The sequence below is a fragment of the Xaviernesmea rhizosphaerae genome (assembly GCF_001938945.1).
GTDB lineage: Bacteria > Pseudomonadota > Alphaproteobacteria > Rhizobiales > Rhizobiaceae > Xaviernesmea > Xaviernesmea rhizosphaerae.
The window spans coordinates 47,279-70,593 of record NZ_MKIO01000047.1 but is presented as its reverse complement, the minus strand read 5'-3'; the positions used below and the strand labels follow the sequence as shown (position 1 = coordinate 70,593).

At 65.7% G+C, this 23,315-nt stretch carries 21 protein-coding genes; 9 read left to right on the top strand and 12 right to left on the bottom strand.

The genetic code is table 11. The features are described from left to right. Positions 1–73: 73 nt before the first annotated feature. The 5 genes from BJF92_RS23550 to BJF92_RS23530 all read left to right on the top strand — a co-directional run bounded on the left by BJF92_RS23550 (position 74) and on the right by BJF92_RS23530 (position 4,844). Positions 74–1,156, top strand: a complete 1,083-nt coding sequence (locus BJF92_RS23550) for a microcin C ABC transporter permease YejB (RefSeq protein ID WP_075637200.1) — start codon at positions 74–76, stop codon at positions 1,154–1,156. An 8-nt stretch (positions 1,157–1,164) separates the two neighbouring features. After that, positions 1,165–2,310, top strand: coding sequence for an ABC transporter permease (locus BJF92_RS23545; protein ID WP_139790698.1), 1,146 nt, complete (start codon positions 1,165–1,167; stop codon positions 2,308–2,310). A gap of 64 nt (positions 2,311–2,374) precedes the next feature. Further along, the gene (locus BJF92_RS23540) at positions 2,375–2,722 is read left to right on the top strand and encodes a hypothetical protein (protein WP_075637198.1); all 348 of its coding nucleotides are present in this window, start codon (positions 2,375–2,377) and stop codon (positions 2,720–2,722) included. Beyond that, positions 2,719–3,219, top strand: a complete 501-nt coding sequence (locus BJF92_RS23535; protein WP_075637197.1) for a type II toxin-antitoxin system VapC family toxin — start codon at positions 2,719–2,721, stop codon at positions 3,217–3,219. The genes BJF92_RS23540 and BJF92_RS23535 overlap by 4 nt, the downstream gene beginning before the upstream one ends. Then, positions 3,216–4,844, top strand: coding sequence for an ABC transporter ATP-binding protein (locus BJF92_RS23530; protein ID WP_075637196.1), 1,629 nt, complete (start codon positions 3,216–3,218; stop codon positions 4,842–4,844). The genes BJF92_RS23535 and BJF92_RS23530 overlap by 4 nt, the downstream gene beginning before the upstream one ends. An 86-nt stretch (positions 4,845–4,930) precedes the next feature. On the opposite strand, the gene BJF92_RS23525 is transcribed toward BJF92_RS23530, so the two are convergent. The 4 genes from BJF92_RS23525 to xseA form a co-directional block, all read right to left on the bottom strand. Beyond that, positions 4,931–5,797, bottom strand: coding sequence for a C40 family peptidase (locus tag BJF92_RS23525; protein ID WP_075637276.1), 867 nt, complete (start codon positions 5,795–5,797; stop codon positions 4,931–4,933). 21 nt (positions 5,798–5,818) lie between these two features. Next, positions 5,819–6,172 (bottom strand): MarR family winged helix-turn-helix transcriptional regulator, encoded by a 354-nt coding sequence (locus tag BJF92_RS23520; RefSeq protein ID WP_075637195.1) that lies wholly within the window; start codon positions 6,170–6,172, stop codon positions 5,819–5,821. Positions 6,173–6,295: 123 nt separating this feature from the next. Next, complete coding sequence (locus BJF92_RS23515; RefSeq protein WP_075637194.1) at positions 6,296–6,886, bottom strand: NAD(P)H-dependent oxidoreductase; 591 nt, start codon at positions 6,884–6,886, stop codon at positions 6,296–6,298. Between the two features lie 51 nt (positions 6,887–6,937). Further along, the gene (gene xseA / locus BJF92_RS23510) at positions 6,938–8,569 is read right to left on the bottom strand and encodes an exodeoxyribonuclease VII large subunit (RefSeq protein WP_075637193.1); all 1,632 of its coding nucleotides are present in this window, start codon (positions 8,567–8,569) and stop codon (positions 6,938–6,940) included. Positions 8,570–8,923: 354 nt separating this feature from the next. On the opposite strand from xseA, the gene BJF92_RS23505 reads away from it, so the two are divergent. Next, positions 8,924–9,187, top strand: a complete 264-nt coding sequence (locus BJF92_RS23505) for a spike base protein, RCAP_Rcc01079 family (RefSeq protein ID WP_075637192.1) — start codon at positions 8,924–8,926, stop codon at positions 9,185–9,187. Positions 9,188–9,241: 54 nt separating this feature from the next. Here the strand turns inward: BJF92_RS23505 and BJF92_RS23500 are convergent, their stop codons facing one another. After that, a complete protein-coding gene (locus BJF92_RS23500; RefSeq protein WP_075637191.1) occupies positions 9,242–10,228 on the bottom strand; it encodes a Gfo/Idh/MocA family protein in 987 nt (328 codons plus the stop codon). Positions 10,229–10,453: 225 nt separating this feature from the next. Here BJF92_RS23500 and BJF92_RS23495 point away from each other — a divergent pair, with 225 nt between their 5' ends. Further along, a complete protein-coding gene (locus BJF92_RS23495) occupies positions 10,454–11,404 on the top strand; it encodes an aldo/keto reductase (protein WP_075637190.1) in 951 nt (316 codons plus the stop codon). 70 nt (positions 11,405–11,474) lie between these two features. On the opposite strand, the gene BJF92_RS23490 is transcribed toward BJF92_RS23495, so the two are convergent. The 6 genes from BJF92_RS23490 to BJF92_RS23465 form a co-directional block, all read right to left on the bottom strand. Continuing rightward, positions 11,475–11,975, bottom strand: a complete 501-nt coding sequence (locus BJF92_RS23490; RefSeq protein WP_075637189.1) for a GNAT family N-acetyltransferase — start codon at positions 11,973–11,975, stop codon at positions 11,475–11,477. A gap of 2 nt (positions 11,976–11,977) precedes the next feature. Then, positions 11,978–12,769 carry a molybdopterin-synthase adenylyltransferase MoeB gene (gene moeB, locus BJF92_RS23485; RefSeq protein WP_075637188.1) on the bottom strand — a complete coding sequence of 264 codons (792 nt, stop codon included), beginning with the start codon at positions 12,767–12,769 and terminating at the stop codon, positions 11,978–11,980. After that, positions 12,766–13,893, bottom strand: a complete 1,128-nt coding sequence (recF, locus tag BJF92_RS23480) for a DNA replication/repair protein RecF (RefSeq protein WP_075637187.1) — start codon at positions 13,891–13,893, stop codon at positions 12,766–12,768. The genes moeB and recF overlap by 4 nt, the downstream gene beginning before the upstream one ends. Positions 13,894–14,001: 108 nt before the next feature. After that, positions 14,002–15,141 (bottom strand): molecular chaperone DnaJ, encoded by a 1,140-nt coding sequence (gene dnaJ, locus BJF92_RS23475; protein WP_075637186.1) that lies wholly within the window; start codon positions 15,139–15,141, stop codon positions 14,002–14,004. A gap of 333 nt (positions 15,142–15,474) precedes the next feature. Further along, positions 15,475–17,397, bottom strand: a complete 1,923-nt coding sequence (gene dnaK, locus BJF92_RS23470; protein WP_075637185.1) for a molecular chaperone DnaK — start codon at positions 17,395–17,397, stop codon at positions 15,475–15,477. 342 nt (positions 17,398–17,739) lie between these two features. Continuing rightward, on the bottom strand, positions 17,740–20,052 hold the full coding sequence (locus BJF92_RS23465; protein ID WP_075637184.1) for a transglycosylase domain-containing protein: 2,313 nt from the start codon (positions 20,050–20,052) through the stop codon (positions 17,740–17,742). Positions 20,053–20,396: 344 nt separating this feature from the next. On the opposite strand from BJF92_RS23465, the gene BJF92_RS23460 reads away from it, so the two are divergent. After that, on the top strand, positions 20,397–20,792 hold the full coding sequence (locus BJF92_RS23460) for a DUF1236 domain-containing protein (protein ID WP_075637183.1): 396 nt from the start codon (positions 20,397–20,399) through the stop codon (positions 20,790–20,792). 491 nt (positions 20,793–21,283) lie between these two features. Continuing rightward, the gene (upp, locus tag BJF92_RS23455) at positions 21,284–21,913 is read left to right on the top strand and encodes a uracil phosphoribosyltransferase (RefSeq protein ID WP_075637182.1); all 630 of its coding nucleotides are present in this window, start codon (positions 21,284–21,286) and stop codon (positions 21,911–21,913) included. A gap of 73 nt (positions 21,914–21,986) precedes the next feature. On the opposite strand, the gene deoA is transcribed toward upp, so the two are convergent. Then, the gene (gene deoA / locus BJF92_RS23450) at positions 21,987–23,306 is read right to left on the bottom strand and encodes a thymidine phosphorylase (protein ID WP_075637181.1); all 1,320 of its coding nucleotides are present in this window, start codon (positions 23,304–23,306) and stop codon (positions 21,987–21,989) included. Positions 23,307–23,315 lie beyond the last annotated feature (9 nt).

Sequence of the window (23,315 nt, the reverse complement as noted above, 5' to 3'; positions counted from 1 at the left end):
ACGCCGTGCCTTTGGCGCCTGAAGGCCATCGCCATCTGCCCGCCCCGGCTGTCAACCCGGAGCGGCCCTGCTGATGGGCGCCTATATCCTGCGCCGTCTGGCGCTGATGATTCCCACCATCCTCGGCATCATGGCGATTTCCTTCGTCGTCGTGCAATTCGCGCCCGGTGGTCCGGTGGAACAGGTCATCTCCGACCTCTCCGGCCAGAGCGGCGACCGTCTGTCGGGCGGCGGCAATGATTTCGGCGCTTCCGCCATGGATGAAGGCGGCGGCCAGTATCGCGGCGCCCAGGGCCTCGACCCGGAATTCATCGCCAAGCTCGAAAAGCAGTTCGGCTTCGACAAGCCGCCGCTCGAACGCTTCCTGACGATGATGGGCAATTATATCCGCTTCGATTTCGGCGAGAGCTTCTTCCGCAACACGCCCGTGATCGACCTGATCCTCGACAAGATGCCGGTGTCGATCTCGCTCGGCGTCTGGATCCTGATTCTCTCCTATGCGATCTCGATTCCGCTCGGCATCAAGAAGGCGGTGGAGGACGGCTCGCCCTTCGATGTCTGGACCTCGGGCATCATCATTGTCGGCTATGCGGTGCCGAGCTTCCTGTTCGGCATCCTGCTGATCGTGCTGTTTGCCGGCGGCTCCTTCTTCAACTGGTTTCCGCTGCGCGGCATCGTCTCGGACAATTTCGCCGATCTTTCCTGGTGGCAGAAGATCCTGGACTATCTCTGGCACATGACGCTGCCGCTGGTGACGCTGCTGCTCTCGGCCTTCGCCACGACGACGCTGCTCACCAAGAATTCCTTCATCGACGAGATCCGCAAGCAATATGTCGTCACCGCCCGCGCCAAGGGCCTGTCTGAGCGGCGGGTGCTCTATGGCCATGTGTTCCGAAATGCCATGCTGATCGTCATCGCCGGCTTTCCGGCCGCCTTCATCTCCGCCTTCTTCACCGGCTCACTGCTGATCGAATATATCTTCTCGCTCGATGGGCTGGGCCGGCTCGGCTATGAATCGGTGGTCAAGCGCGACTATCCGATCGTCTTCGCCACGCTCTATATCTTCTCGCTGCTCGGCCTTGTCGTCAGCCTGCTCTCCGACCTGATCTATACCTGGGTCGATCCGCGCATCGACTTCGACCGGAGGGATGTGTGATGAACGCGATGGTCTCCGATCCGGCAATCGTGGCGCCGATCCCGGACGGCGGGCGCCGGCGCGGCCTCTCGCCCGTCAGCCGCCGCCGCTGGGAGAATTTCAAGGCCAACCGGCGCGGCTACTGGTCGCTGATCCTGTTCCTCATCCTGTTCGGCCTCAGCCTGTGCGCCGAATTCATCGCCAATGACAAGCCGATCCTCGCCTCCTACAAGGGCGAGCTGCTCGTGCCTGTTCTCATCGATTACCCGGAAGAAAAGTTCGGCGGCTTCCTCGCCCAGACCGACTATCGCTCCGACTTCATCCGCGCGGAGATCGAAGCGAATGGCTGGATGATCTGGCCGCCGATCCGCTATTCCTACCGCACGGCCAATTCCAACGTGCCGCATTCCGCGCCCACCGCCCCCTTCTGGCTGATGAGCCCTGAGGAGCGCTGCGCCGGCTATGCCGGCGGCGTCAGCGATCCGCAATGCATCCTCGGCAATCTTAACTGGCTCGGCACCGACGATCAGGCGCGCGATGTCGCCGCGCGGATGATCTATGGCTTCCGCATTTCCGTGCTCTTCGGTCTGGCGCTGACCTTGCTTTCCGCCCTCATCGGCGTCACGGCCGGCGCCATCCAGGGCTATTTCGGCGGCTGGACCGATCTGTTGATGCAGCGCTTCATCGAGATCTGGTCGTCCATGCCGGTTCTCTACATTCTCCTGATCATCGCCGCGATCCTGCCGCCCGGCTTCTTCGTTCTGCTCGGCATCATGCTGCTGTTCTCCTGGGTCGGCTTCGTCGGCGTGGTCCGGGCGGAGTTTCTCAGGGCGCGCAATTTCGAATATGTGCGAGCGGCCCGCGCGCTTGGCGTCGGCAATGCCACGATCATGCTGCGCCATCTCCTGCCCAATGCCATGGTGGCGACGCTGACCTTCCTGCCCTTCATCCTCTCGGGCTCGATCACCACGCTGACCTCACTGGACTTCCTCGGCTTCGGCATGCCGCCGGGCTCGCCCTCCCTCGGCGAGCTGATCGCCCAGGGCAAATCCAACCTGCAGGCGCCCTGGCTGGGGCTCACCGCCTTCGTCGTCATGTCGGTGATGCTGTCGCTCCTGATCTTCATCGGCGAGGCCACCCGCGACGCCTTCGACCCGCGCAAGACCTTCCGATGAGGGCGAAAGCGCGTAGAATAGGCCCGGCGCGGCCGGTCAACCGCGTGGGCACAGGAGCGGCATCATGAACAAGATCGTGCGTGAGCATTACCCTGCCTCGAAACTGCCGGAGGATCTGCGCGAAGGCCTGCCCGAGGGCGCGATGGTGCGCATCGTTATCGATGAGGTGCCGGATGCAGCGAGTTCGGACGAGGCACCGAGCACGAGAGAAAATCTCGAACGCATCGGGAAAATTCAGGGGTCGCGCTTCGCAGTGCTTGACCGGATCGCCTCGCCGCAGTCCGCTCCCCGCAATGCTGAAGACACACTTGAAGCCATTCGCCGCCATCACGCCTCCGGAGCGGAATCCGTCTCCGTGGAGGAGGCAGTGCGCCGTATCCGTGCCCTGCGCGATGAATGGGACGATGAATGACCGCATCGACGCCGATCTATCTCGATACCAATGTCCTGATCCTGTTGCTTGAAAGTCAAACGCCTGAAAGCAAAGCATTGCAGGAATTGCTGAAACGGTCTCGCGACCATGAAACGCCGCCCTTTATCACCAGCGCGTTGACCTTCTCGGAGCTGCTCGTTCGGCCCTACCGCCTCGGGCAAACCATTATCGCACAGGAATATCGGTACTTGTCGCACGGCAATGCTTGGCTCTCCGTAGCGCCTGTGACAGCCTCAATCCTTGATGTCGCTGCACTTCTTCGGGCTGAACGCAGAGCCTTGAAGCTGCCAGACGCAATTCACGTAGCCAGCGCGCTCAGCGCGGGCTGTAGTCATTTGATGACAGCCGATACCGGCATCGGCCCCGTATCAGCTCTGACGCACCCTCTTGTTGGCGCCATCCAGATCGAACCTCTCACTCTCCTGCGTCCCGATCTGCCCACCCTGACCAGCCTCCTGCAAAGCATCGCCCCATGACCGAACCGCTTCTTTCCGTCCGCAATCTTTCCGTCGCCTTTCACCAGGGCGGGCGGACCGCGATGGCGGTCGAGGGGGTGTCCTTCGACATCCTGCCCGGCGAGGTGGTGGCGCTGGTGGGAGAATCGGGGTCGGGCAAGTCGGTGACGGCCAATTCGATCCTGAAGCTCCTGCCCTATCCGGCCGCCAGCCATCCCGCCGGCGAGATCCGCTTCAAGGGGCGCGATCTCCTGGCGGCGCCCGAGCAGGAGTTGCGCGCCGTGCGCGGCAACGACATCACCATGATCTTCCAGGAGCCGATGACTTCGCTCAATCCGCTCCACACGATCGAGCGGCAGATCGCCGAGATCCTGACGCTGCATCAGGGGCTGGAAGGCCCGGCGGCGCGGGCGCGCGTGCTGGAGCTCCTCAACCAGGTCGGCATTCGCGAGCCGGAAAAGCGGCTGGCCGCCTATCCACATGAACTCTCCGGCGGCCAGCGCCAGCGGGTGATGATCGCCATGGCGCTGGCCAACCGGCCGGACCTGCTGATCGCCGACGAGCCGACCACCGCGCTCGACGTCACCGTGCAGGCGCAGATCCTGGCGCTTTTGAAAACGCTCAAGGATGAGCATGGCATGTCCATGCTCTTCATCACCCATGATCTCGGCATCGTGCGCAAGATCGCCGATCGCGTCTGCGTGATGACCAAGGGAAGGATCGTCGAAACAGGGCCGACGGCGGAGATTTTCGCCAATCCGCAGCATGCCTATACTCGCCATCTTCTCGCCGCCGAGCCGAAGGGCGAGCCGCCGGTGGCCGATGCGGCGCGGCCCGTCGTGATGGAGGGCAACGAGGTCAAGGTCTGGTTTCCGATCAAGGCCGGCTTCCTGCGCCGAACGGTCGATCATGTGAAGGCCGTCGACGGCATCGACCTCACCTTGCGCGCCGGGGAAACGCTGGGGGTCGTAGGCGAATCCGGCTCCGGCAAGACCACGCTCGGTCTGGCGCTGACCCGGCTGATCGGCTCGAAGGGGCGCATCGCCTTTCTCGGCCAGGAGATCGGCGGGCTGAATGCCGGGGGCATGCGGCCCCTGCGCCGGCGCATGCAGGTCGTCTTCCAGGATCCCTTCGGCTCCTTGAGCCCGCGCATGGCCGTCTCGGACATCATCGCCGAGGGGCTGCAGGTGCATGAACCCTCGCTGTCTTCCGCCGAGCGCGACCGCAGGGTGGCGCAGGCGCTGGAGGAGGTCGGGCTCGACCCCGCCACCCGCTGGCGCTATCCGCACGAGTTCTCCGGCGGCCAGCGCCAGCGCATCGCCATTGCCCGCGCCATGGTGCTCAAGCCCGAATTCGTGATGCTGGATGAGCCGACCTCGGCGCTCGACATGAGCGTTCAGGCGCAGGTGGTCGATCTCCTGCGCGATCTGCAGGCGCGCCACGGGCTCGCCTATCTCTTCATCAGCCACGATTTGAAGGTCGTGCGCGCGCTCGCCAACGAGGTGATCGTCATGCGCGGCGGCAAGGTGGTGGAGCAGGGCCCCTCCCGGCAGATCTTCTCCGCCCCGCGCGAGGACTATACCCGCGCGCTGATGGCGGCCGCCTTCAACATCGAGGCGGTGGAAAGCGCCACCGTCAGCCAATAGAGCATTGGACCCAAAAAGTGGGAACCGGTTTTCGGAAAAATCCGATGCAAAAACAAAAATCTAGAGCATCGCACTGAGTACTATTTTCACTCCGATGCTCTAGGCCGGCGATAGCTTGTGGGGCCGCCATAGAGCCGCTCGACCCGTTCGATGGCATCGATGAGCGGCTCGCGCGCCACTGTCATGGAATGGCCGTTGGCGTGCAGGATCGTGGTGTCGTCCTCCATGATCGCCACATGCCCCTTCCAGAAGACGAGGTCGCCCCGGCGCAGCGCCTCGCGCGCGATCGCCTGGCCGAGACCGGCCTCCTGCATGTCGGTATCGCGCGGCGCGGCCTGTCCCGCCATCATCAGGCAGAGCTGGACGAGGCCCGAGCAATCGATGCCGAAGCCCGAGCGACCGCCCCAGAGATAGGGCGTCTCCAGAAACCGTGCGGCCACCGCGACATAATCGGGCGCCGGCGGCGCCTCCAGCGGCGCGACATGGGCCGCCACCACGGCGCTGCCATCCGGCAGGGTGCGGTAGAGCGTGCCGCGGGTGGAATGCTCGCCGACAAGCGTCAGCCGGCAGCCCATGGAAAGCGCCTGCACCGTCGGCAGGCGCAGGTCCGGGCCGGAATAGACGAAGCTGCGCGGGACGGTGACGATATGGGTCGGCGCAGGGCCATCGCTCACCACGGCATAATCGGGCACATAGCCGACATAGCCATCGCGGTCGGCCTTGATCCAGGCCCAGCCCTGGGCAACATCGAGGATGCGCAGTGTTTCGCCGAGCAGAAGCTCGGTATCGGTGCCGGCGAAAAGATCCGGCGTCGACCGAAGCTGGACCACCGGGACGGTGATCATGCCCGGATTGCCTTCGACGAAGGCGAGCGCTTCCACCCGGCCGCGCAGAGCCTCCTCGGCAAGGTCGGGACGATAGGCGTGAAGGCGGCGGTCTAGTAGGTCGGACATCGGCAGGTCGGGCATGGGATCTCACATCGGGGGAAGGGTCCGCCCGCGATCTATGATGAGGTCGCCGAATTTTTCAAGGTAAAGCGCGCCGGCGACCGTGCGCTTGATCACGACGTTGCGCAGGTCGCGCTCATCGCGCGCGCGCGTCACCAGCCCGAGCGCCCCCATGGTATCGAGCGCGCGGGTGATCACAGGCTTGCTGACGCCGAGCGTGGCGGCAAGGCCGCGCACCGTGTGCGGCGGCGGCTTGAGATAGATGTGCAGGAGAATGGCCATCTGCCGGAGCGTCAGGTCATGGGGATCGACATGCACCTGCTCCAGCGACACGTCGTGCCACAGCGTGAGCGCCTGTGTTGCGGAGAGATCGACCGGCATCAGCTTTTCGCAAGAAGGAGGAAGGTCGTTAAGACTAGATTGAGACAGGTTACCGATTGCTTTGCGAAAGAGGTTAATGCGCACTCAACCCGTGCGAAAACTGCCCATTCCTCCCGACGGCGCCTAGCGAAGATTGGCCAGCAGCCTGTCCACGCGGGCAAGATGCGCCTGCCGGCGCTTCAATGTTGATGCCTCGATGCCATGGAGCGTCAGCATGCGAAAGCGGGCCTGCGGCGCGCAACCGCTCAGAATCCCGCGCTTGAGCAGACGTCGGACCGGCTCACCCATCACCAGCCGCGCCATCCACCAGGGCGATCCCGTCGAACTCAGCGCCACGAGATGGCGCAGCCCTTTCAGCTTCGGGCGGATCGGTCCGCCCTCGATCGTTTCAAAGGCGACGCCCGGCGCCAGCACCCGGTCGAAATAGCCCTTGAGGATCGCCGGAAAATCGAACCACCATTGCGGAAAGACCAGCACGAGGATCTCGGCTTCGGCCAGCTGCGCCGCCATCGCCTGGCAGTCGGGCGAGGCACCCGTCGCCGTGGCATGGGTGCGTCGTTCCTCGACCGTCAGGCGCGGATCGAAATTCTCGGCATAGAGATCGAGGCAGGAGACCTGATGGCCGGCGCGGGTCAGCGCCGCCTCGGCAGCCCTCGCCACCGACGCCGCGAAGCTTTCCGGCAAGGGATGGGCAAGAACGATAAGAGCCTTCATGCCGCTGTCTCCGGTGATCCGTTCAGGGGTGATCGGTCAGGGGTGATCCGCTCAGAACAGGCTCCCCTGCGGGGTCTCCTCCTCCGCCTTGCGCTTGCGGCTGCGGGCGGGCTTCGCCGGTGGGGCGGCGTCAGCAGAAGGCGGGGCGGCAGGTTGAAGGTCGGGCGGGATCAAAGCGTCCTCCTCGGTCAAAGCGGCGAGGCTGCCATCGGCAAATTGCAAGGTCACGGCCCGGCCGGGCCCGGTTTCCGCCGCCGTCTTCAGCGGCGCGCCGGCCTCGTCGCGCACCAGCACATAGCCGCGGCCGAGCACGTTGACATAGGAGAGCGACTGCAACATGCGGTCCTGCGCCTGGATCAGGCCGCGCAGGCGGCGCAGATCGGCTTCGACCGCGCGCTCGCCCTTAGCCGAGAGCGTCACCACCCGCTCCCGCGCATGGCGGATCTGGCCTGTCGCGCGCGCGGGGAAGCCACGCAGGGCGACGTCTGCCGCCGAAAGCCTGCGACCGGCACGCTCGCCGATGCGCTCGACCAGGCGTTCGGCCAGCGCCATTCGCTCGGAGACATGCCGGCGGCGGTCGCGAAGGCGGACGGAGACCAGCTCCGGGCGCAGATGGGCGCCGACGCGCTCGAAGCTGCGCCGCTTGGCCGCCGTGTTCATCTGCAGCGCCCGGCCAAGCCCGGCGGCGGCCTCATCGAAGCGGCGGCGCGGCAAGGCCAGCAGCTGGTCGAGCGAGGGCAGCGCGCGGGCGAGCGCGCGGGCAGCCTGGCGGCGATTGTCCATCTGCCGGCGCATGGCGGCTTGCAGCCGGGCGCCGAGACCCGAGACGAGGCTTTCCAGCTCCGCCCGGACCGGGACCGCCATTTCCGCCGCACCCGTCGGCGTTGGCGCACGCCGGTCGGCGGCATGGTCGATCAGCGTCCAGTCGGTCTCGTGCCCGACGGCCGAGATGAGCGGAATGCGCGAGGCGGCGGCCGCGCGCACCACGGCCTCGTCGTTGAAGCCCCAGAGATCCTCCAGCGAGCCGCCGCCGCGCGCGACGATCAGCACATCCGGCCGGGGCATGGGGCCATCTGATGTCAGCGCGTTGAAGCCGGCAATGGCGCGCGCCACTTCTTCTCCCGACCCCTCGCCCTGAACGCGCACCGGCCAGACCAGCACATGCAGCGGAAAGCGATCGTTGATGCGGTGGAGAATATCGCGGATGACGGCGCCGGTCGGCGAGGTGACGACGCCGATGATGCGCGGCAGGAAGGGCAGCGGCCGCTTGCGCTCCGGGTCGAACAGGCCTTCGGCCGCGAGCTTGCGCCGCCGTTCCTCCAGAAGCGCCATCAGCGCGCCGGCGCCGGCCGGCTCCAACGTCTCGATCACGATCTGATATTTGGACGAGCCGGGGAAGGTGGTGATCCGCCCGACGGCGATCACGTCCATCCCCTCCTCCGGTTTGAAGCGGAGCCGGCTCATCGTCCCCTTCCAGACGACGGCATCGATGCGCGCCTTGTCGTCCTTCAGGGTGAAATAGGCATGCCCGGAGGAATGCGGCCCGCGATAGCCGGAGATCTCGCCGCGCACGCGCACCTGATCGAAGGCCTGCTCCACCGTGCGCTTGATCGCGCCGGAAAGTTCCGAGACCGAGAATTCCGTGAGGTTGGACGGTGCGTCGCTGTCGAAAAGCAGACCCATCGGCATGCAGCTCCTGTCGGCGGCCCTCTTGCCGCCCGCGCCCGCGCCAGGCACCGAAGGGCATGCGCGCGGGAAAGCTGCGACAATAGGGGCTTACGACGCATATGGCAAAGTGCGGGCGCCGTCACCCACCGCTTTTCCGCCGGCCATGGGCCTGAGAACGCAGGAGACAGGCAAAAGACCGGTATTTGCCGCAAAGCCGCTTAAGGGACGGGCGTCTGGCCGGAAGGAACCTCCCCGCCCGGATCGATGCGGGGAAGATGAGCGGCCACAGAGCTGACGCTTCGGACTGCCTGAGCGTTTCAGTCCGAAGCTCCGTTGCGAAAAACCAGGATTCACCCGAAGGAGAGCTTCATGCCCGACCGCTTCAATGCCCATGCCCCCTCCATGACCGGCCCGGCCACGCGCGGCTTCGCGATTACGCCGAGCGACAGCGCGGCGCTGCCGGAGATCACCCGCGCGGTTTATGTCGGAGTTTCCGGCACGCTGGCGCTGCGGCTCAGCGAGGGACAGACGGTGACGCTCGCCAATGTGCCGGCCGGCTCGATCCTGCCGCTGCGCGCCGATCTCGTGCTGGCCACCGGCACCACGGCCGGCGGCCTTGTCGGCCTGCTCTGAAGCTTGCGGGCCGCGAAGGCGCAGGCGCGCGCCGTCGCGGCCATTCCGAAGGGCTCAGACGGCTTCCCAGCCGTCCTTCTCGCTCGCGCGGTAGATGGCGTCGATCAGCGCCTGATTGGCGCGCGAGCTTTCCAAGGACACGACCGCATCGCGCGCACCGGCCACGGCCTTCACGAAGGCTTCCGCCTGCAGCTTGTACTGGCGCGAATCGGGGAAGCGGAAGATCTGTGACTGGGCATGGTTCTGGCTGGAAAGCTCCAGCTCCTCCGCGCCATAGCGGTTGGCGTTGAAGGGCGACTTGACCTCGATGACGCCATCCACCCCGTGGAACACCATGACCTGGCGCGCCGCCATCTGGGTGGAAATATAGAAGGACAGTTCGAAATCGCCAAAATCGGCACGCACGCTCGAATAGATGTCCGTGCCGAAGGCAGGATCGCGCTCGGTTGTCGCCTGGACGCGCACAGGCTCGCACCCGGTGACGAAGCGGGTGGTGATGGTCGGATAGACGCCGATATCGGGCAGGCCGCCGCCGCCGAGCTCCGGCTTGTTGCGCATGTTCTCGGGGTCGCGGTTGAAATAGCTGAAGGCGCCCTGGACATGGCGCAGCCGGCCGATGGCGCCCTCGGCGATCAGGCTTTTCACCTGGGTCCAGACGGGGCTGTAGGTGACCATATAGGCTTCGCTGACCACCACGCCATTGCGGTCGCGCGCGGCGATGATCGGGTCAATCTCCTCGGCCTTCAGCGCGATCGGCTTTTCGCAGAGCACATGCTTGCCGGCATCGGCCGCCTTGATTGCCCATTCGGCATGGTCCGATGTCGGCAGCGGAATGTAGACGGCGTCGATCTCGGAACTGGCCAGCAGCTCTTCATAGGAGCCGAAGGCATGGGGCACGGAGAAGCGGTCGGCAACCGCCCGGGCGCGCGACAGATCGCGGCTGGCAATGGCGGTGACCACGCAGCCCTCGGCATCCTGAATGGCGGGGATGACCTGGTCGCGGCCGATCTTGGCCGTCGAGAGAATTCCGAAACGCAGCATGTCCTGTCCTCCTTCATGACGCGGCGCATTGGGCATGGCAGGCGGTGCCAAGGCAAGCCAAAGCGCGCGCGAGGGCGCGCTTTTCCCGTCGGCATTTCTGGCCCCGCGAAGGGGCCGCGCCCGAACGCAGGGTCCATTGTCGTAAATTTTTCATTGCGGCAAGGCTTGCCGCTAATCGATTTAAGACCCATGCTTTCCCACTGACAGAGCAAGTGAGGTTCACGGATGGAAAAGCGCAGGCTCGGCCGCACCGGCCTTTCGATCGCGCCGCTGGTCTTCGGCGGCAATGTCTTCGGCTGGACCGCCGACGAGGCGACCTCGTTCCGCCTGCTCGACGGCTTCGTCGACGCCGGCTTCAACGCCATCGACACGGCCGATGTCTATTCTTCCTGGGCGCCCGGCAACCAGGGCGGCGAATCGGAAGCCGTCATCGGCCGCTGGCTCAAACAGTCCGGCCGTCCGCGCGACGCGGTGGTGATCGTCACCAAGGTCGGCTCGGATCTCGGCGAGGGCCGCAAGGGGCTTTCGCGCCGCTGGATCCTCGAGGCGGTGGAGGCCTCGCTCACCCGGCTCAAGACCGACCATATCGATCTTTACCTCTCCCACTGGCCGGATGCCGAGACACCCTACGAGGAGACGCTGTCGGCCTATGATGCGCTCCTGACCTCAGGCAAGGTGCGCCATATCGGCGCCTCCAATCTCGATGCCGCGCAATTGCGCGAAGCGCTTACTGTGTCGCGCGACAAGGGCCTGCCGCGCTACGACGTGCTGCAGCCCGAATATAATCTCTATGACCGCGCGAGCTTTGAGGGGGCGCTGCGCAATCTCTGCATCGAGGAGGAGATCGGTGTCATCAGTTATTTCGCGCTCGCCCGCGGCTTCCTCTCGGGCAAATACCGCTCGCACAAGGATCTCGGCCAGTCGCCGCGCGGCACCAGCATCGACCGCTATCTGAACGGGCGCGGCATGCGCATTCTCGGCGCGCTGGATGCCGTGGCGGACAAGCATGGCGCCAAGCCGGCGGAGGTGGCGATCGCCTGGGTGATGGCCCGGCGCGGCGTGACCGCGCCGATCGCCAGCGCCACCAGCCAGGAACAGCTCGACAGCCTGATCCGCTCGGCGCAGATCACGCTCGACGACGAGGATTGCCGGGCACTGAACGAGGCGAGCGAATAGGCGCTCCGACGCCGGCCCGCGCAGAGCGCGCTTCTCATACGGCTTCCGGTCTGATCAACCGGAAACCGCATCAGTCCAGTACCTTGCTCATCTCCACGGAGGTGACCCTGTCATAGCCGGGATGGGCGTTTTCCGCCGTGCGGACGAAGCCCCAGGCCGCGAAGGTCTGGTGGTTGCGGACAAGCTCGATGCGGGTTTCCAGCCTCAGCCGCCGCAGCCCGGTCTCGCGGGCGATCGCCTCCGCCCGCAGGAGCAGCGCCCGGCCGATGCCGCGCCCCTGCACCTCGGGCGCAATCGCCAGCTTGCCGATATAGAGCGCGTCGGGCTCGGGGCGGAGGAAGGCGCAGCCGATCAGGGCATCGCCGGCCCCTCGATCAAGCGCCACCAGCCCGATCTCGTCGCGCACCTTCTGGGCCAGGTTCTCCACCGTCAGCCGATGGGCGGAAGAGGGCGGATCGATCACGCCATCCATGGAGGCGAAGGCGGCACGGATCAGCGCAAGCAGTGCGTCGTGGCGAGTGAACCCGGAATCGATGCGGACAAGGTCGATCCCACCCCCGACCCCATCCATTATCACGGGGCGCTCCGCCGGCGGCGATAGCGGATGGTCTCGAAACGGGCGGCCAGGCCGTCATACATCAGCAGGCGGCCGATCAGCGGCTCGCCGGCGCCGGTCAGCAGTTTGATCGCCTCCATGGCCTGCAATGTGCCGATCACGCCCGTCAGCGCGCCCATGACGCCGGCCTCGGCGCAGGCGGGCACCACCCCCTCCGGCGGCGGCTCGGGGAAGAGATCGCGGTAGCGCGGCATCCGCGTGCCGTCCGCCGCTGTGGCATAGGGGGTCAGCACCGTCAGCGAGCCGTCGAAACGGCCGACTGCGCCCGTCACCAGCGGCTTTTCCAGCCGCTCGGCGACATCGGCCACCAGATAGCGGGTGGTGAAATTGTCGGAGCCGTCGATCACGAGATCATAGGCGCCGATCAGCCGCTCGGCATTGTCCGCCGTCAGCCGCTCGGCGTGGGCGATAAAGGCGACATGCGGATTGATCGCGCCGACGCGATCGGCCGCGCTCTCGACCTTGGGGCGGTCGAGATCGGGGGTGGCGTGGATCACCTGGCGCTGGAGGTTGGAAAGCGAGACACGGTCGTCATCCGCGACCCCGAGCGTGCCGATGCCCGCGGCAGCCAGATAGAGCAGCACCGGCGCGCCGAGGCCGCCGGCGCCGATCACCAGCACCCGCGCCGCCTTCAGCCGTTGCTGCCCTGCCCCGCCGATTTCGGCCAGAAGCAGATGGCGGCGATAGCGCTCGATTTCCTCGGAACCCAGCCGACGGTCATCGGCAGCGGAAGCGATGGGAGAGGTCATGGGCTCACCTGTCCGTTGGCGACATGGAAGAAGCGGGCGCGTGCGCCGAGCGCGGAAAACATAGCCGCATCCGTGCCGGTCATGAAGGCCTGGCCGCCGAGCCCGTCGACCAGATCGAACAGAGCGGCGCGGCGGCGCTCGTCGAGATGGGCGGCGATTTCGTCGAGCAGCAGCAGCGGCGCATGGCCGGTCATATCCGTAACCAGCCGGGCATGGGCGAGGATCAGGCCGACCAGCAGCGCCTTCTGCTCGCCGGTGGAGCAGCGGGCGGCCTCCATGTCCTTGGCCCGGTGGCGGATGAGGAGGTCTGAGCGGTGCGGCCCTTCCAGCGCCCGGCCGGCGCTCGCATCGCGCCAGCGCCCGCCTTCGAGGCGATCGACGAATTCCTCTTCGAGATCGATGGCGGGACGGTGATCCTCGCCGTCGAGAAAGCCTTTCAGTGCCAGGCCGGCAGCCGGAAAGGCGCCGCCCTCGTCCATGCCCCTTACGATCAGCCCTTCGAGCAGCGCGATCATCTCGCGCCGGGCGATCGCCATGGCGATGCCGAGCTCGGCCATCTGCCGCTCCAGCGCGGAGAGCCATTGCGGATCGGGCCGGGGATCGGAAAGCAGCTTGTTGCGCGAGCGCATGGCCCGCTCATAATCGCTGGCGCGCCGGCCATGCTCGGCATCGAGCGAGAGGACGAGGCGATCGAGAAAGCGGCGGCGGTCGCTGGCGCTGCCGGTGAAGAGCCCGTCCATCGCCGGCGTCAGCCAGAGAATGCGGCTATGGTCGAGCAGCTCGTCCACCGTGCGCGCCGGTGTACCATTGACGCGCAGCCGGCGGGATTGCCCCTCCTCGACGCCCAGCGTGCCCGTGCCGATTTCCGCCTCGCCCGCCATGCCGGAAAGAGCGGCGAAGACCGAGAAGCCATCGGGAGATTCCTTGCGCGCCACCTCGCCATAGGGCGCGCGGCGCAGGCCACGGCCGGGCGAAAGGAAGGAAACGGCTTCGAGCAGATTGGTCTTGCCGGCGCCATTGTCGCCGGTCAGCACCACATGGCGCTCGTCGAGCGCGAGCGACAGCGTGTGGTAATTGCGAAAGTCGGTGAGCGCCAGGCGCTCGATATAGACCTTCTGCGGCATGTGCCTTCCACGTCCCGCGCGGCGCGGCGCGCTCTTTTCGACCGGCGGGATGCGCATCGGTGCGGCGCGCCCGATCGCGCGCCGCACCTGACGTTTACGCCCTTGAGATCAGCCCTCGAAGAATTCCTTCATCCGGGTGAAGAAGCCCGTCGATTCCGGATTGTTGTCCTTGGAGGAAATCTCCTCGAACTCTTTCAGCAGCTCGCGCTGGCGCTTGGTCAGCTTCTGCGGCGTCTCGATCTGGATCTGGATGTAGAGATCGCCGACCTGCGAGGACCGCAGCACCGGCATGCCCTTGCCCTTCAGGCGGAACTGCTTGCCGGCCTGCGTGCCCTCGGGCACGGAAACGCGCGACTTGCTGCCGTCGAGCGTCTGCACGTCGAACGTGCCGCCCAGCGCCGCCGTGGTCATGGAGATCGGCACGGTGCAATAGAGATCCGCGCCGTCGCGCTGGAAGAACTCATGCGGCTTGACCGACAGGAAGATATAGAGATCGCCCGCCGGACCGCCGCGCACACCGGCCTCGCCCTCGCCCGACAGGCGGATGCGGGTGCCGTCCTCGATGCCCGAGGGAATGTTGACCGAGAGCGAACGCTCTTCCGTGACACGGCCGGAGCCATGGCACTTGGTGCAGGGATCGGGGATCACCTGGCCGCGGCCCTGGCAGGTCGGGCAGGTGCGTTCGATCGAGAAGAAGCCTTGTGCGGCGCGCACGCGGCCGGAACCCTGGCAGGTGCCGCAGGTCTTCGGGCTGGTGCCGGGCTTGGCGCCCGAGCCGGAACAGACATCGCAGGTGATCGAGGTCGGAACCCGGATCTGCGCCGTCTTGCCGGTGAAGGCTTCCTCCAGCGAGATTTCCATGTTGTAGCGCAGATCCGCGCCACGCTCGCGTCCGCCGGCTGAGCGCTGGCGCTGGCGGCCGCCGCCCATCATCTCGCCGAAGATATCCTCGAAGATATCGGAGAAGCCGCCTGCGCCCATGCCGGCGCCGGCGCCACCGAAACCGCCCGGCCCCATGCCGCCCTGCTCGAAGGCCGCATGGCCATAGCGATCATAGGCCGCGCGCTTCTGCGGGTCCTTGAGCGTCTCATAGGCCTCGTTGATTTCCTTGAAGGTCTTTTCCGCTTCCGGATCGCCCGGATTGCGGTCCGGGTGATATTTCATGGCGAGCTTGCGGAAGGCGCTCTTCAGTTCTTTTTCGTCGGCCGTCTTGGCGACGCCGAGCGTTTCGTAAAGATCCCGTTTCATCCGTTGAGCAAGTCCCGTTGATGTGGTGCGGCAGGCCGGCGGCGGTTCCCTGCCTCACGAAAATTTTTCTCGCAACAGGATTTAGTGAAGCTTCTGCTGCGATGCCATAGCTTCAGGCCCGGCGCGTGCATTTTTGTCGAAAAAGGCGCATCTGCCCGGCCCGCGGCGCAAACACTACCCGGCAAAGCTTTCGCCGGCATGGCCGATGACGGTCGGCGCGCGACCGCGGCCTGTCTTGAGGCCGGGAATCAGCCGCCCTCGACAGCATCTCCGAACGAAAAAGGGGTGCGGTCGCCCGCACCCCTTCCCGTCCTGAAGCTCAGGCGATCACAATCAGGCCGACTTCTTGCGGTCGTCGTCCTTGATCTCTTCATAGTCGGCATCCACGACATGGTCGCCGTCGCGGGCCGCATCACGGGCCGCATCCGCATGGGCGGCATCGCTCTGGTTGGCCTCGTACATGGCCTGACCGAGCTTCATGGAAGCTTCCATCAGCGTCTGCGTCTTGGCCTTGATGTCCTCGCCGTCCGGCTCGGATGCCTCGACCGCACTCTTCAACGCAGCGATCGCGTCGGAAATGGCGTTGCGGTCGGCTTCGGTGACCTTGTCGCCATAGTCCTTCAGCGACTTTTCCGAGGAGTGAATCAGGCTTTCGGCCTGGTTCTTGGCTTCCACGGTATCGCGGCGCTTCTTGTCGGCCTCGGCATTGGCTTCGGCGTCCTTGACCATCTTCTCGATGTCGGCGTCGGACAGGCCGCCGGAGGCCTGGATGCGGATCTGGTGCTCCTTGCCGGTGCCCTTGTCCTTGGCCGAGACCTGCACGATGCCGTTGGCGTCGATATCGAAGGTGACTTCGATCTGCGGAATGCCACGCGGTGCCGGCGGGATGCCGACCAGATCGAACTGGCCGAGCAGCTTGTTGTCGGCAGCCATTTCGCGCTCGCCCTGGCTGACGCGGATGGTCACGGCGTTCTGGTTGTCTTCGGCGGTCGAGAAGACCTGGCTCTTCTTCGTCGGGATCGTCGTGTTGCGCTCGATCAGGCGGGTGAAGACGCCGCCGAGCGTTTCGATGCCGAGCGAGAGCGGGGTCACGTCGAGCAGCAGAACGTCCTTGACGTCGCCCTGGAGAACGCCGGCCTGGATGGCGGCGCCGAGTGCGACGACTTCATCCGGGTTGACGCCCTTGTGCGGCTCCTTGCCGAACAGCTGCTTGACGACTTCCTGCACCTTCGGCATGCGGCTCATGCCGCCGACCAGAACCACTTCGTCGATCTCGGAGGCCGAGACGCCGGCATCCTTCAGCGCGGCCTTGCAGGGCGCGATCGTGCGCTGGACCAGATCGTCCACCAGGCTTTCGAACTTGGCGCGCGACAGCTTCATCGTCAGGTGCTTCGGACCAGAGGCATCCGCCGTGATGAAGGGCAGGTTGATTTCGGTCTGCTGCGAGGACGACAGCTCGATCTTGGCCTTTTCAGCGGCTTCCTTCAGACGCTGCAGGGCCAGCTTGTCGTTCTTCAGGTCGATACCCTGGTCCTTCTTGAACTCGTTGGCGAGATATTCGACCAGGCGCATGTCGAAGTCTTCACCACCGAGGAAGGTGTCGCCATTGGTCGACTTCACTTCAAAGACGCCATCGCCGATTTCGAGCACCGAGATATCGAAGGTGCCGCCGCCAAGGTCGTAGACCGCGATGGTCTTGCCGTCCTTCTTGTCGAGACCGTAAGCGAGCGCTGCCGCCGTCGGCTCGTTGATGATGCGCAGCACTTCGAGGCCGGCGATGCGGCCGGCATCCTTGGTGGCCTGGCGCTGGGCGTCGTTGAAGTAGGCCGGAACGGTGATGACCGCCTGGGTGACCTTTTCGCCGAGATAGGCTTCGGCGGTTTCCTTCATCTTCTGAAGGATCATCGCGGAGATCTGCGAGGGAGACTGGGCCTTGCCGCCGGCTTCCACCCAGGCATCGCCATTGTCGCCCTTGACGATCTTGTAGGGCACCAGGCCCTTGTCCTTCGTCACGGTCGGGTCGTCATGGCGCCGGCCGATCAGGCGCTTGACGGCGAAGAGAGTGTTTTCGGGGTTGGTCACAGCCTGGCGCTTTGCCGGCTGGCCGACCAGACGCTCGCCATCCTCGGTGAAGGCCACCATGGACGGCGTGGTGCGCGCGCCCTCGGCATTCTCGATCACCTTGGCGTCCTTGCCGTCCATGACGGCGACGCAGGAGTTCGTCGTTCCCAGGTCGATACCAATTACTTTAGCCATATCGTCATCTCCTTGCAGCGGGCTGTCGGAACCCGGTCAGGCGTTCATAAGACAGCCCCTCGGGGGGTCTTGGGATTGCAGATGCCACAGCCATCCGGCGTGGCGATGGGGGGTATATAAGGACGTGTTTTTCCCACTGCAAGGCGGCGAAAGATCCGGTTGAGGGCAAAAGAACGCGGATTTTTCCAGCACGCCCCTGATGATGCGCAACGCGCAGCAGAGGGGTCCACGATCTGCGCCGACGACGCTTGCGCGAGGCTTTCGCGCCGTGCCGGGCGTCGCCGCATCCGACACCCCTTCCTCCCGGCGCGGGCGAAGAGGTGCTGCATCCGCCAGCCAAACTCATCCGCCCGTGAGGAAGTCGAGAAGCGTGTTGCGCCGCGGCGCAGGCGGCGGAGCTCCGCCGACATCGGCAGGAGGAACCGGGCCGGAGGGGTCGAAGCCGCCCCAGCCATCGCCGCGCGGCGCGCCGCTCCCGGCACTGCCGGCCTGCGGATCGGGCATGCCATCGGCGCCGGGAATGCCCGAGACCGTCTCGCCCGAAACCGGCCCGCCCGGCGACACAGCCCCGTCCGGAACGGCTGCGACCGGCTGACCCGCGCCGGGATCGAGCATGGGCGTGACGGCATCCGTACCAAAGAGCGGGCGCGGCGTGAGGCCGCGATGGGCCACCGTCATGAATTCGGCCCAGGCCTTGGCCGGAAGGCCGGCCCCGGTCACCTTCTTCATCGACTTGCCGTCATCGTTGCCGAACCAGACCCCGGTGGTGAGATCGGCGGTGAAGCCGACGAACAGGGCATCGCGGAAGGACTGGGTGGTGCCGGTCTTGCCGGCCACCTGCCAGCCCTTGATCTGCGCATTCTTGCCGCTTCCGTGCTGGACAACGCCGAGCATCATCTGGTTCATTTCCGCGACCACGGCCGGATCGAGAACGCGCGGCGGGCTGTCATAGCTGTTCTCGTAGAGCACCTTGCCATCGGTCGAGGTCACCCGGCGGATGATGTGCGGCGTGGCCTTGAAGCCGCCATTCATGAAGGGCGCGTAGGCCGAGGTCAGTTCGAGCAGGCTGACCTCGGAGGTGCCCAGCGCGATCGAGGCATTGTTCTGCAGCTCGGATTCGATGCCAAGGCGATGGGCGAGCTGAATGACGTTGGAGGGGCCGACCTGCATGACCAGCTGCGCCGCCACCGTGTTCAGCGAATTGGCCAGCGCATAGGCAAGCGTCACCGGCCCGCGATATTTCTGATCGTAATTTTCCGGTGTCCATTTGCCGATGCGCACCGGGCCGTCAACGATGGTCGAAACAGGCGTGCTGCCGGCCTCCATGGCCGTGGCGTAGACGAAGGGCTTGAAGGCTGAGCCCGGCTGGCGCTTGGCCTTGACCGCGCGGTCGAACTGGCTCTCGGCATAATCGCGCCCGCCGACGATGGCGCGGATGGCGCCGGTACCATCGACCGAGACGAGCGCGGCCTGGGAGGCGCCGAGCTTGCCGCCCTCCTTCTTCAGCACGTCGTTCAGCGCCTTGTCGGCCGCCTTTTCCAGCGTCGAATCCAGCGTCGTCTCGACGACGACATCTTCCTTGATCGGCCCAATGAGCTTGGTCAGCTCATCCATCACGAGATCGGCCGCATAATATTGCGCCCCAGACCAGAAGCTGCGCGCCTTGGCCGGCGGCTGCGACATGGCGGTCTTGACCTCCTCGTCGGTGATCAGCCCCTGCTCGCGCATGGTGCCGAGTACCACCTGGGCCCGCGCCTCCGCCGCATCGGGATCACGCGCTGGCGACAGGCGCGAGGGCGCCTTCAGCAGGCCGGCCAGCGTCGCCGCCTCGCCCAGATTCACGTCGCGCGCCGACTTGTTGAAATAGCGCCAGGACGCTGCCTCCACCCCATAGGCATTGGAGCCGAAGAACATGCGGTTCAGATAAAGGGTGAGGATCTGGTCCTTGGTGTAGGTCTGCTCCAGCCACAGCGCCAGCAGCACCTCCTGCACCTTGCGCTCCAGCGTGCGTTCCGGCGAAAGAAACAGGTTCTTGGCAAGCTGCTGGGTCAGCGTCGAGCCGCCCTGCACCATGCGGCCGGAGGTGAGATTTGTCACGAAGGCGCGGGCAAGGCCGAGCGGATCGACGCCGAAATGGCTGTAGAAGCGCTTGTCCTCGATCGCCATCACCGCCTGGGGAATGAAGGGCGACATGTCCTGCAGCGCCAGCGCCTCGCCGCCCGTCGTGCCCCTGTTGGCCACGACATCGCCCGCCAGATCGAGAATCTTGACATTGGCCGGGCGCTCGGGAATGGCCCAGCTGTTGGCGCTGGGCATGCGCAGGCCGAAATAGACCACCAGCGCCACCACGGCGATGCCGCCCCAGATGCCGGCCACCACGGTCCAGTAGACCAGCGCCCGCAGCCAGGCGAGCGGGGCGAAGCCACCGCGCTGTGCTGCGCGGCGACGTGACGGCTTTTGCGGCTTTTGCTGCTTGCCGGCAGGCGCGGCGCGCGGCGCAGCACTCTTTGCTCCGCTTGGTCCCTTGGCCGCACCCGTCTTTCCGCCAGCGCTCAAGCGTTCGCCCGCCACCATGTCGAGGCGGCTGTCATCCTGTGCGCGATCCTGCGCGAAGGACGGTTCGATCTTCTGCTTGTCGGGACGCTTGGAAGCCATGAAGAGGCGGTCTGTCTCCTTGAGATCATGGCGATCCCGCCAGGCGGCTGGGGCCCGGACGGGTCAGCAAGATCGTCGTCAAAATTCAAGCGGGATTTCCGGCGGAGCTTCAGCGGCCCTGCGCCATCCACATCATGAGGTCTGCCGGCCTTTTAGCGCGCGAGCGCCGTCGGCAGCATGCCGGCTCCCTGGACTTTAAATGCGGCATTTTAACGAAACGTTAATCGTCTACTCAACCAGAACGATTATCGCTCAACAAAAGAATAAAACGCCGACGAAGGAACGAAGTCAAGACGAGCCGCGTTGTGGCGTCCGAAAGTCGAAAGTGAAAGAGGAGAGAGACCATGAAGACCCGCATTCTTATTGCTACGGCCCTGCTTGCAGGCATGACGTCTACTGCAGCTTTTGCACAGGATAGCGCCGTGACCGGTGCTGCAGGCGGCGCGGTAACTGGCGCGATTGTTGGCGGCCCGGTGGGCGCAGCCGTCGGTGGTGCCGTCGGCCTCGTGGCCGGCGCCGCGATCGATCCGCCGCCGGAGCGCGTGGTCACCTATGTCCAGGAACAGCCGGTGGCCCAGTCCGTCGTCGTCGAACAGCCGGTGGCCGTCGGCAAGCCCATTCCGAAGACCGTCGTGCTGACGCCGGTGCCGGAAGACGAGCGCTACGCCTACACTGTGGTCAATGAGCGCCGCGTGATCGTCAACCCGCAGAACTACACGGTCGTGCGCGTTCTCGACTGACGCCACAGATAGCAGTGTTTTTGCTAAAGGGGGGAGGTCCATGGACCTGCCCCCTTTTGCATGTGCCCCGTTTTCAAACCGTCCTGCGCCATTAAAGGGCAAAGTCGGGGCCGAAATTGCGGGCGATATTGCGAACTCTGCGGGAAGGCGCGGGAAAGCCGGCACATGGTCTTGCCCGGCTGCCTGCTTTCTGTGACAACGGGCTTCGAGCTCAAGAGAAAGCCGGCCCGCCGCCGTCGTCCAGGAGACCCGCCGTCCGCGCCCGGGCGAAGGGACCCCATGTCATGGTGCCAAACGCGCGCATGGGGCGCGCGCATGGGGACAGACCTGCCCATGGTGACGGAGACAGAGGCCGCTTCCCTTGAACTTTCGCACCGCGAGGAGCGCAGCGCCCTGGAGCGAGGCCTCCTTTCGATGCCGTTTCAGGCGAAGCCGTCCTGCGGCGCGTCTGCCTGCCCACATTGGATCCCGTTGCAGAGGAAGGTCCCGCCATGGACGGCGTCACCGTCATCAATCATCCCCTTGTCCAGCACAAGCTGACCATCATGCGCAAGAAGGACACCTCGACAGCGAGCTTCCGCCGGCTCCTGCGCGAGATCTCCACCCTGCTCTGCTATGAGGTGACGCGTGATCTGGAGCTGAAGCAAGAGACCATCGAAACGCCGATGACAACCATCGAAGCGCCGGTTCTCGAAGGCAAGAAGCTGGTCTTCGCCTCGATCCTGCGCGCTGGCAACGGCCTTCTGGAAGGCATGCTGGAACTGGTGCCCTCCGCCCGCGTCTGCCATATCGGCGTCTATCGCGATCACGACACGCTCGAAGCCGTGGAATACTATTTCAAGGCGCCGGAAAGCCTGGCCGAACGGCTGACCATCGTGGTCGACCCGATGCTGGCAACCGGCAATTCCTCGATTGCTGCCGTCGAAAAGCTGAAGGAACGCGGGGCGCGCAACCTGCGCTTCCTTTGCCTGCTGGCCGCACCTGAAGGCGTGCGCAACTTCCAGGCCGCCCATCCCGACGTGCCAATCTACACCGCCTCGATCGACAGCCACCTGAACGACAAGGGCTATATCGTCCCCGGCCTCGGCGACGCCGGCGACCGGATGTACGGCACGAAGTAATAGCAGCCAAACGATGCCGACGCGTCACGGAAGGACGCGCCGGCCCTTTTGGTTGTCGATAGGCATCGGCGCCTTACCCCGTGATCCGCGACAAGATCATGTTTCGCGGCGCTGGCTCCGCCTCTGCGATCTGGTAGCAGGCCTGGAATTCGGCCATGGCGCGCTCGGCCGCCGCATCGCTCGCCGCATGGACGAAGGCGAGCGAATCGCCGGCCTCGACCTTCGTGCCGAGCGGCGGGATAGCGGAGAAGCCGACGGCAGGATCGATGGCGTCCGCAGGCGAAAGACGCCCGCCGCCGAGCCGGATGACGGCCATGCCGATGCCGCGCGCTTCGCAAGCCGCAAGCCAGCCGGAGGCAGGCGCTGTGATCGGGCGCACCACCGGCGCTGCCGGCAGATAGGCGGAGGCCTTCTCGATGAAATCGGCGGGTCCGCCCAGCCCGTGAACCATGGCGGCGAAGCGCTCCAGGGCAGCGCCGGAGGCCAGCGCGCGGGCGGCCTTCTCCGCACCCTCAGCCGCGTCGGCAGCCAGTCCCGATGACATCAGCATCTCGGCCGCCAGCGCCAGCACCAGCGTCTCGATCCGGCTGCCGGCCTTTTCGCCCCGCAGGAAGGCCAGCGCATGGGCCACCTCCAGCGCATTGCCGGCAGCATCGGCCAAGGGTTCGTTCATGTCGGTGATCAGCGCGGTGGTCTTCACGCCCGCGCCATTGGCGACCTCGACCAGCGCCCAGGCCAGTTCCTCCGCCTCGCCTTGCGTGCGCATGAAGGCGCCGCTGCCGGTCTTGACGTCCATGACGAGGGATTGCAGCCCGGCCGCAAGCTTCTTCGACAGGATCGAGGCAGTGATCAGCGGCAGGGAATCCACCGTCGCCGTGACATCGCGGATGGCATAGAGCCGCCGGTCGGCCGGCGCCAGATCCGCTGTCTGGCCGACGATGGCGCAGCCGACATCGCGCACCAGAGCGGTCAGGCGGGCAGGTTCCGGCGCAATATCATAGCCGGGAATACTTTCCAGCTTGTCGAGCGTGCCGCCGGTATGGCCGAGGCCCCGGCCCGAGATCATGGGCACGGCCAGCCCGCAGGCCGCGGCGATCGGCGCCAGCATCAGCGAGACATTGTCGCCGATGCCGCCGGTCGAATGCTTGTCAGCCACCGGCCGGTCGATCGGATCCCAGGACAAGACGCGGCCGCTGTCGCGCATGGCGAGCGTCAGCGCCACGGTCTCCTCGCGCGCCATGCCGCGGAAGAAGGTGGCCATGGCGAAGGCCGCCACCTGTCCCTCGCCGATCGAGCCATCGCTCATGCCCTCGACGAAGGCGGCGATCTCCTCCGCGCGCAGCACGGCGCCGTCACGCTTGCGGCGGATGATCTCCTGCGGGAGCGCGCGCATCGTGTGAGC

Coding starts and splice junctions, on each gene's coding strand:
- BJF92_RS23490 (WP_075637189.1), bottom strand. CDS start 11,975: ATGGATGGGGTCGGGGGTGGGATCGACCTTGTCCGCATCGATTCCGGG.
- BJF92_RS23535 (WP_075637197.1), top strand. CDS start 2,719: ATGACCGCATCGACGCCGATCTATCTCGATACCAATGTCCTGATCCTG.
- dnaJ (WP_075637186.1), bottom strand. CDS start 15,141: ATGAAACGGGATCTTTACGAAACGCTCGGCGTCGCCAAGACGGCCGAC.
- BJF92_RS23505 (WP_075637192.1), top strand. CDS start 8,924: ATGCCCGACCGCTTCAATGCCCATGCCCCCTCCATGACCGGCCCGGCC.
- xseA (WP_075637193.1), bottom strand. CDS start 8,569: ATGGGTCTGCTTTTCGACAGCGACGCACCGTCCAACCTCACGGAATTC.
- BJF92_RS23460 (WP_075637183.1), top strand. CDS start 20,397: ATGAAGACCCGCATTCTTATTGCTACGGCCCTGCTTGCAGGCATGACG.
- BJF92_RS23530 (WP_075637196.1), top strand. CDS start 3,216: ATGACCGAACCGCTTCTTTCCGTCCGCAATCTTTCCGTCGCCTTTCAC.
- moeB (WP_075637188.1), bottom strand. CDS start 12,769: ATGACCTCTCCCATCGCTTCCGCTGCCGATGACCGTCGGCTGGGTTCC.
- BJF92_RS23525 (WP_075637276.1), bottom strand. CDS start 5,797: ATGTCCGACCTACTAGACCGCCGCCTTCACGCCTATCGTCCCGACCTT.
- upp (WP_075637182.1), top strand. CDS start 21,284: ATGGACGGCGTCACCGTCATCAATCATCCCCTTGTCCAGCACAAGCTG.
- recF (WP_075637187.1), bottom strand. CDS start 13,893: ATGCCGCAGAAGGTCTATATCGAGCGCCTGGCGCTCACCGACTTTCGC.
- BJF92_RS23550 (WP_075637200.1), top strand. CDS start 74: ATGGGCGCCTATATCCTGCGCCGTCTGGCGCTGATGATTCCCACCATC.
- dnaK (WP_075637185.1), bottom strand. CDS start 17,397: ATGGCTAAAGTAATTGGTATCGACCTGGGAACGACGAACTCCTGCGTC.
- BJF92_RS23540 (WP_075637198.1), top strand. CDS start 2,375: ATGAACAAGATCGTGCGTGAGCATTACCCTGCCTCGAAACTGCCGGAG.
- BJF92_RS23520 (WP_075637195.1), bottom strand. CDS start 6,172: ATGCCGGTCGATCTCTCCGCAACACAGGCGCTCACGCTGTGGCACGAC.
- BJF92_RS23545 (WP_139790698.1), top strand. CDS start 1,165: ATGGTCTCCGATCCGGCAATCGTGGCGCCGATCCCGGACGGCGGGCGC.
- deoA (WP_075637181.1), bottom strand. CDS start 23,306: ATGCGCGCGCTCCCGCAGGAGATCATCCGCCGCAAGCGTGACGGCGCC.
- BJF92_RS23465 (WP_075637184.1), bottom strand. CDS start 20,052: ATGGCTTCCAAGCGTCCCGACAAGCAGAAGATCGAACCGTCCTTCGCG.
- BJF92_RS23495 (WP_075637190.1), top strand. CDS start 10,454: ATGGAAAAGCGCAGGCTCGGCCGCACCGGCCTTTCGATCGCGCCGCTG.
- BJF92_RS23500 (WP_075637191.1), bottom strand. CDS start 10,228: ATGCTGCGTTTCGGAATTCTCTCGACGGCCAAGATCGGCCGCGACCAG.
- BJF92_RS23515 (WP_075637194.1), bottom strand. CDS start 6,886: ATGAAGGCTCTTATCGTTCTTGCCCATCCCTTGCCGGAAAGCTTCGCG.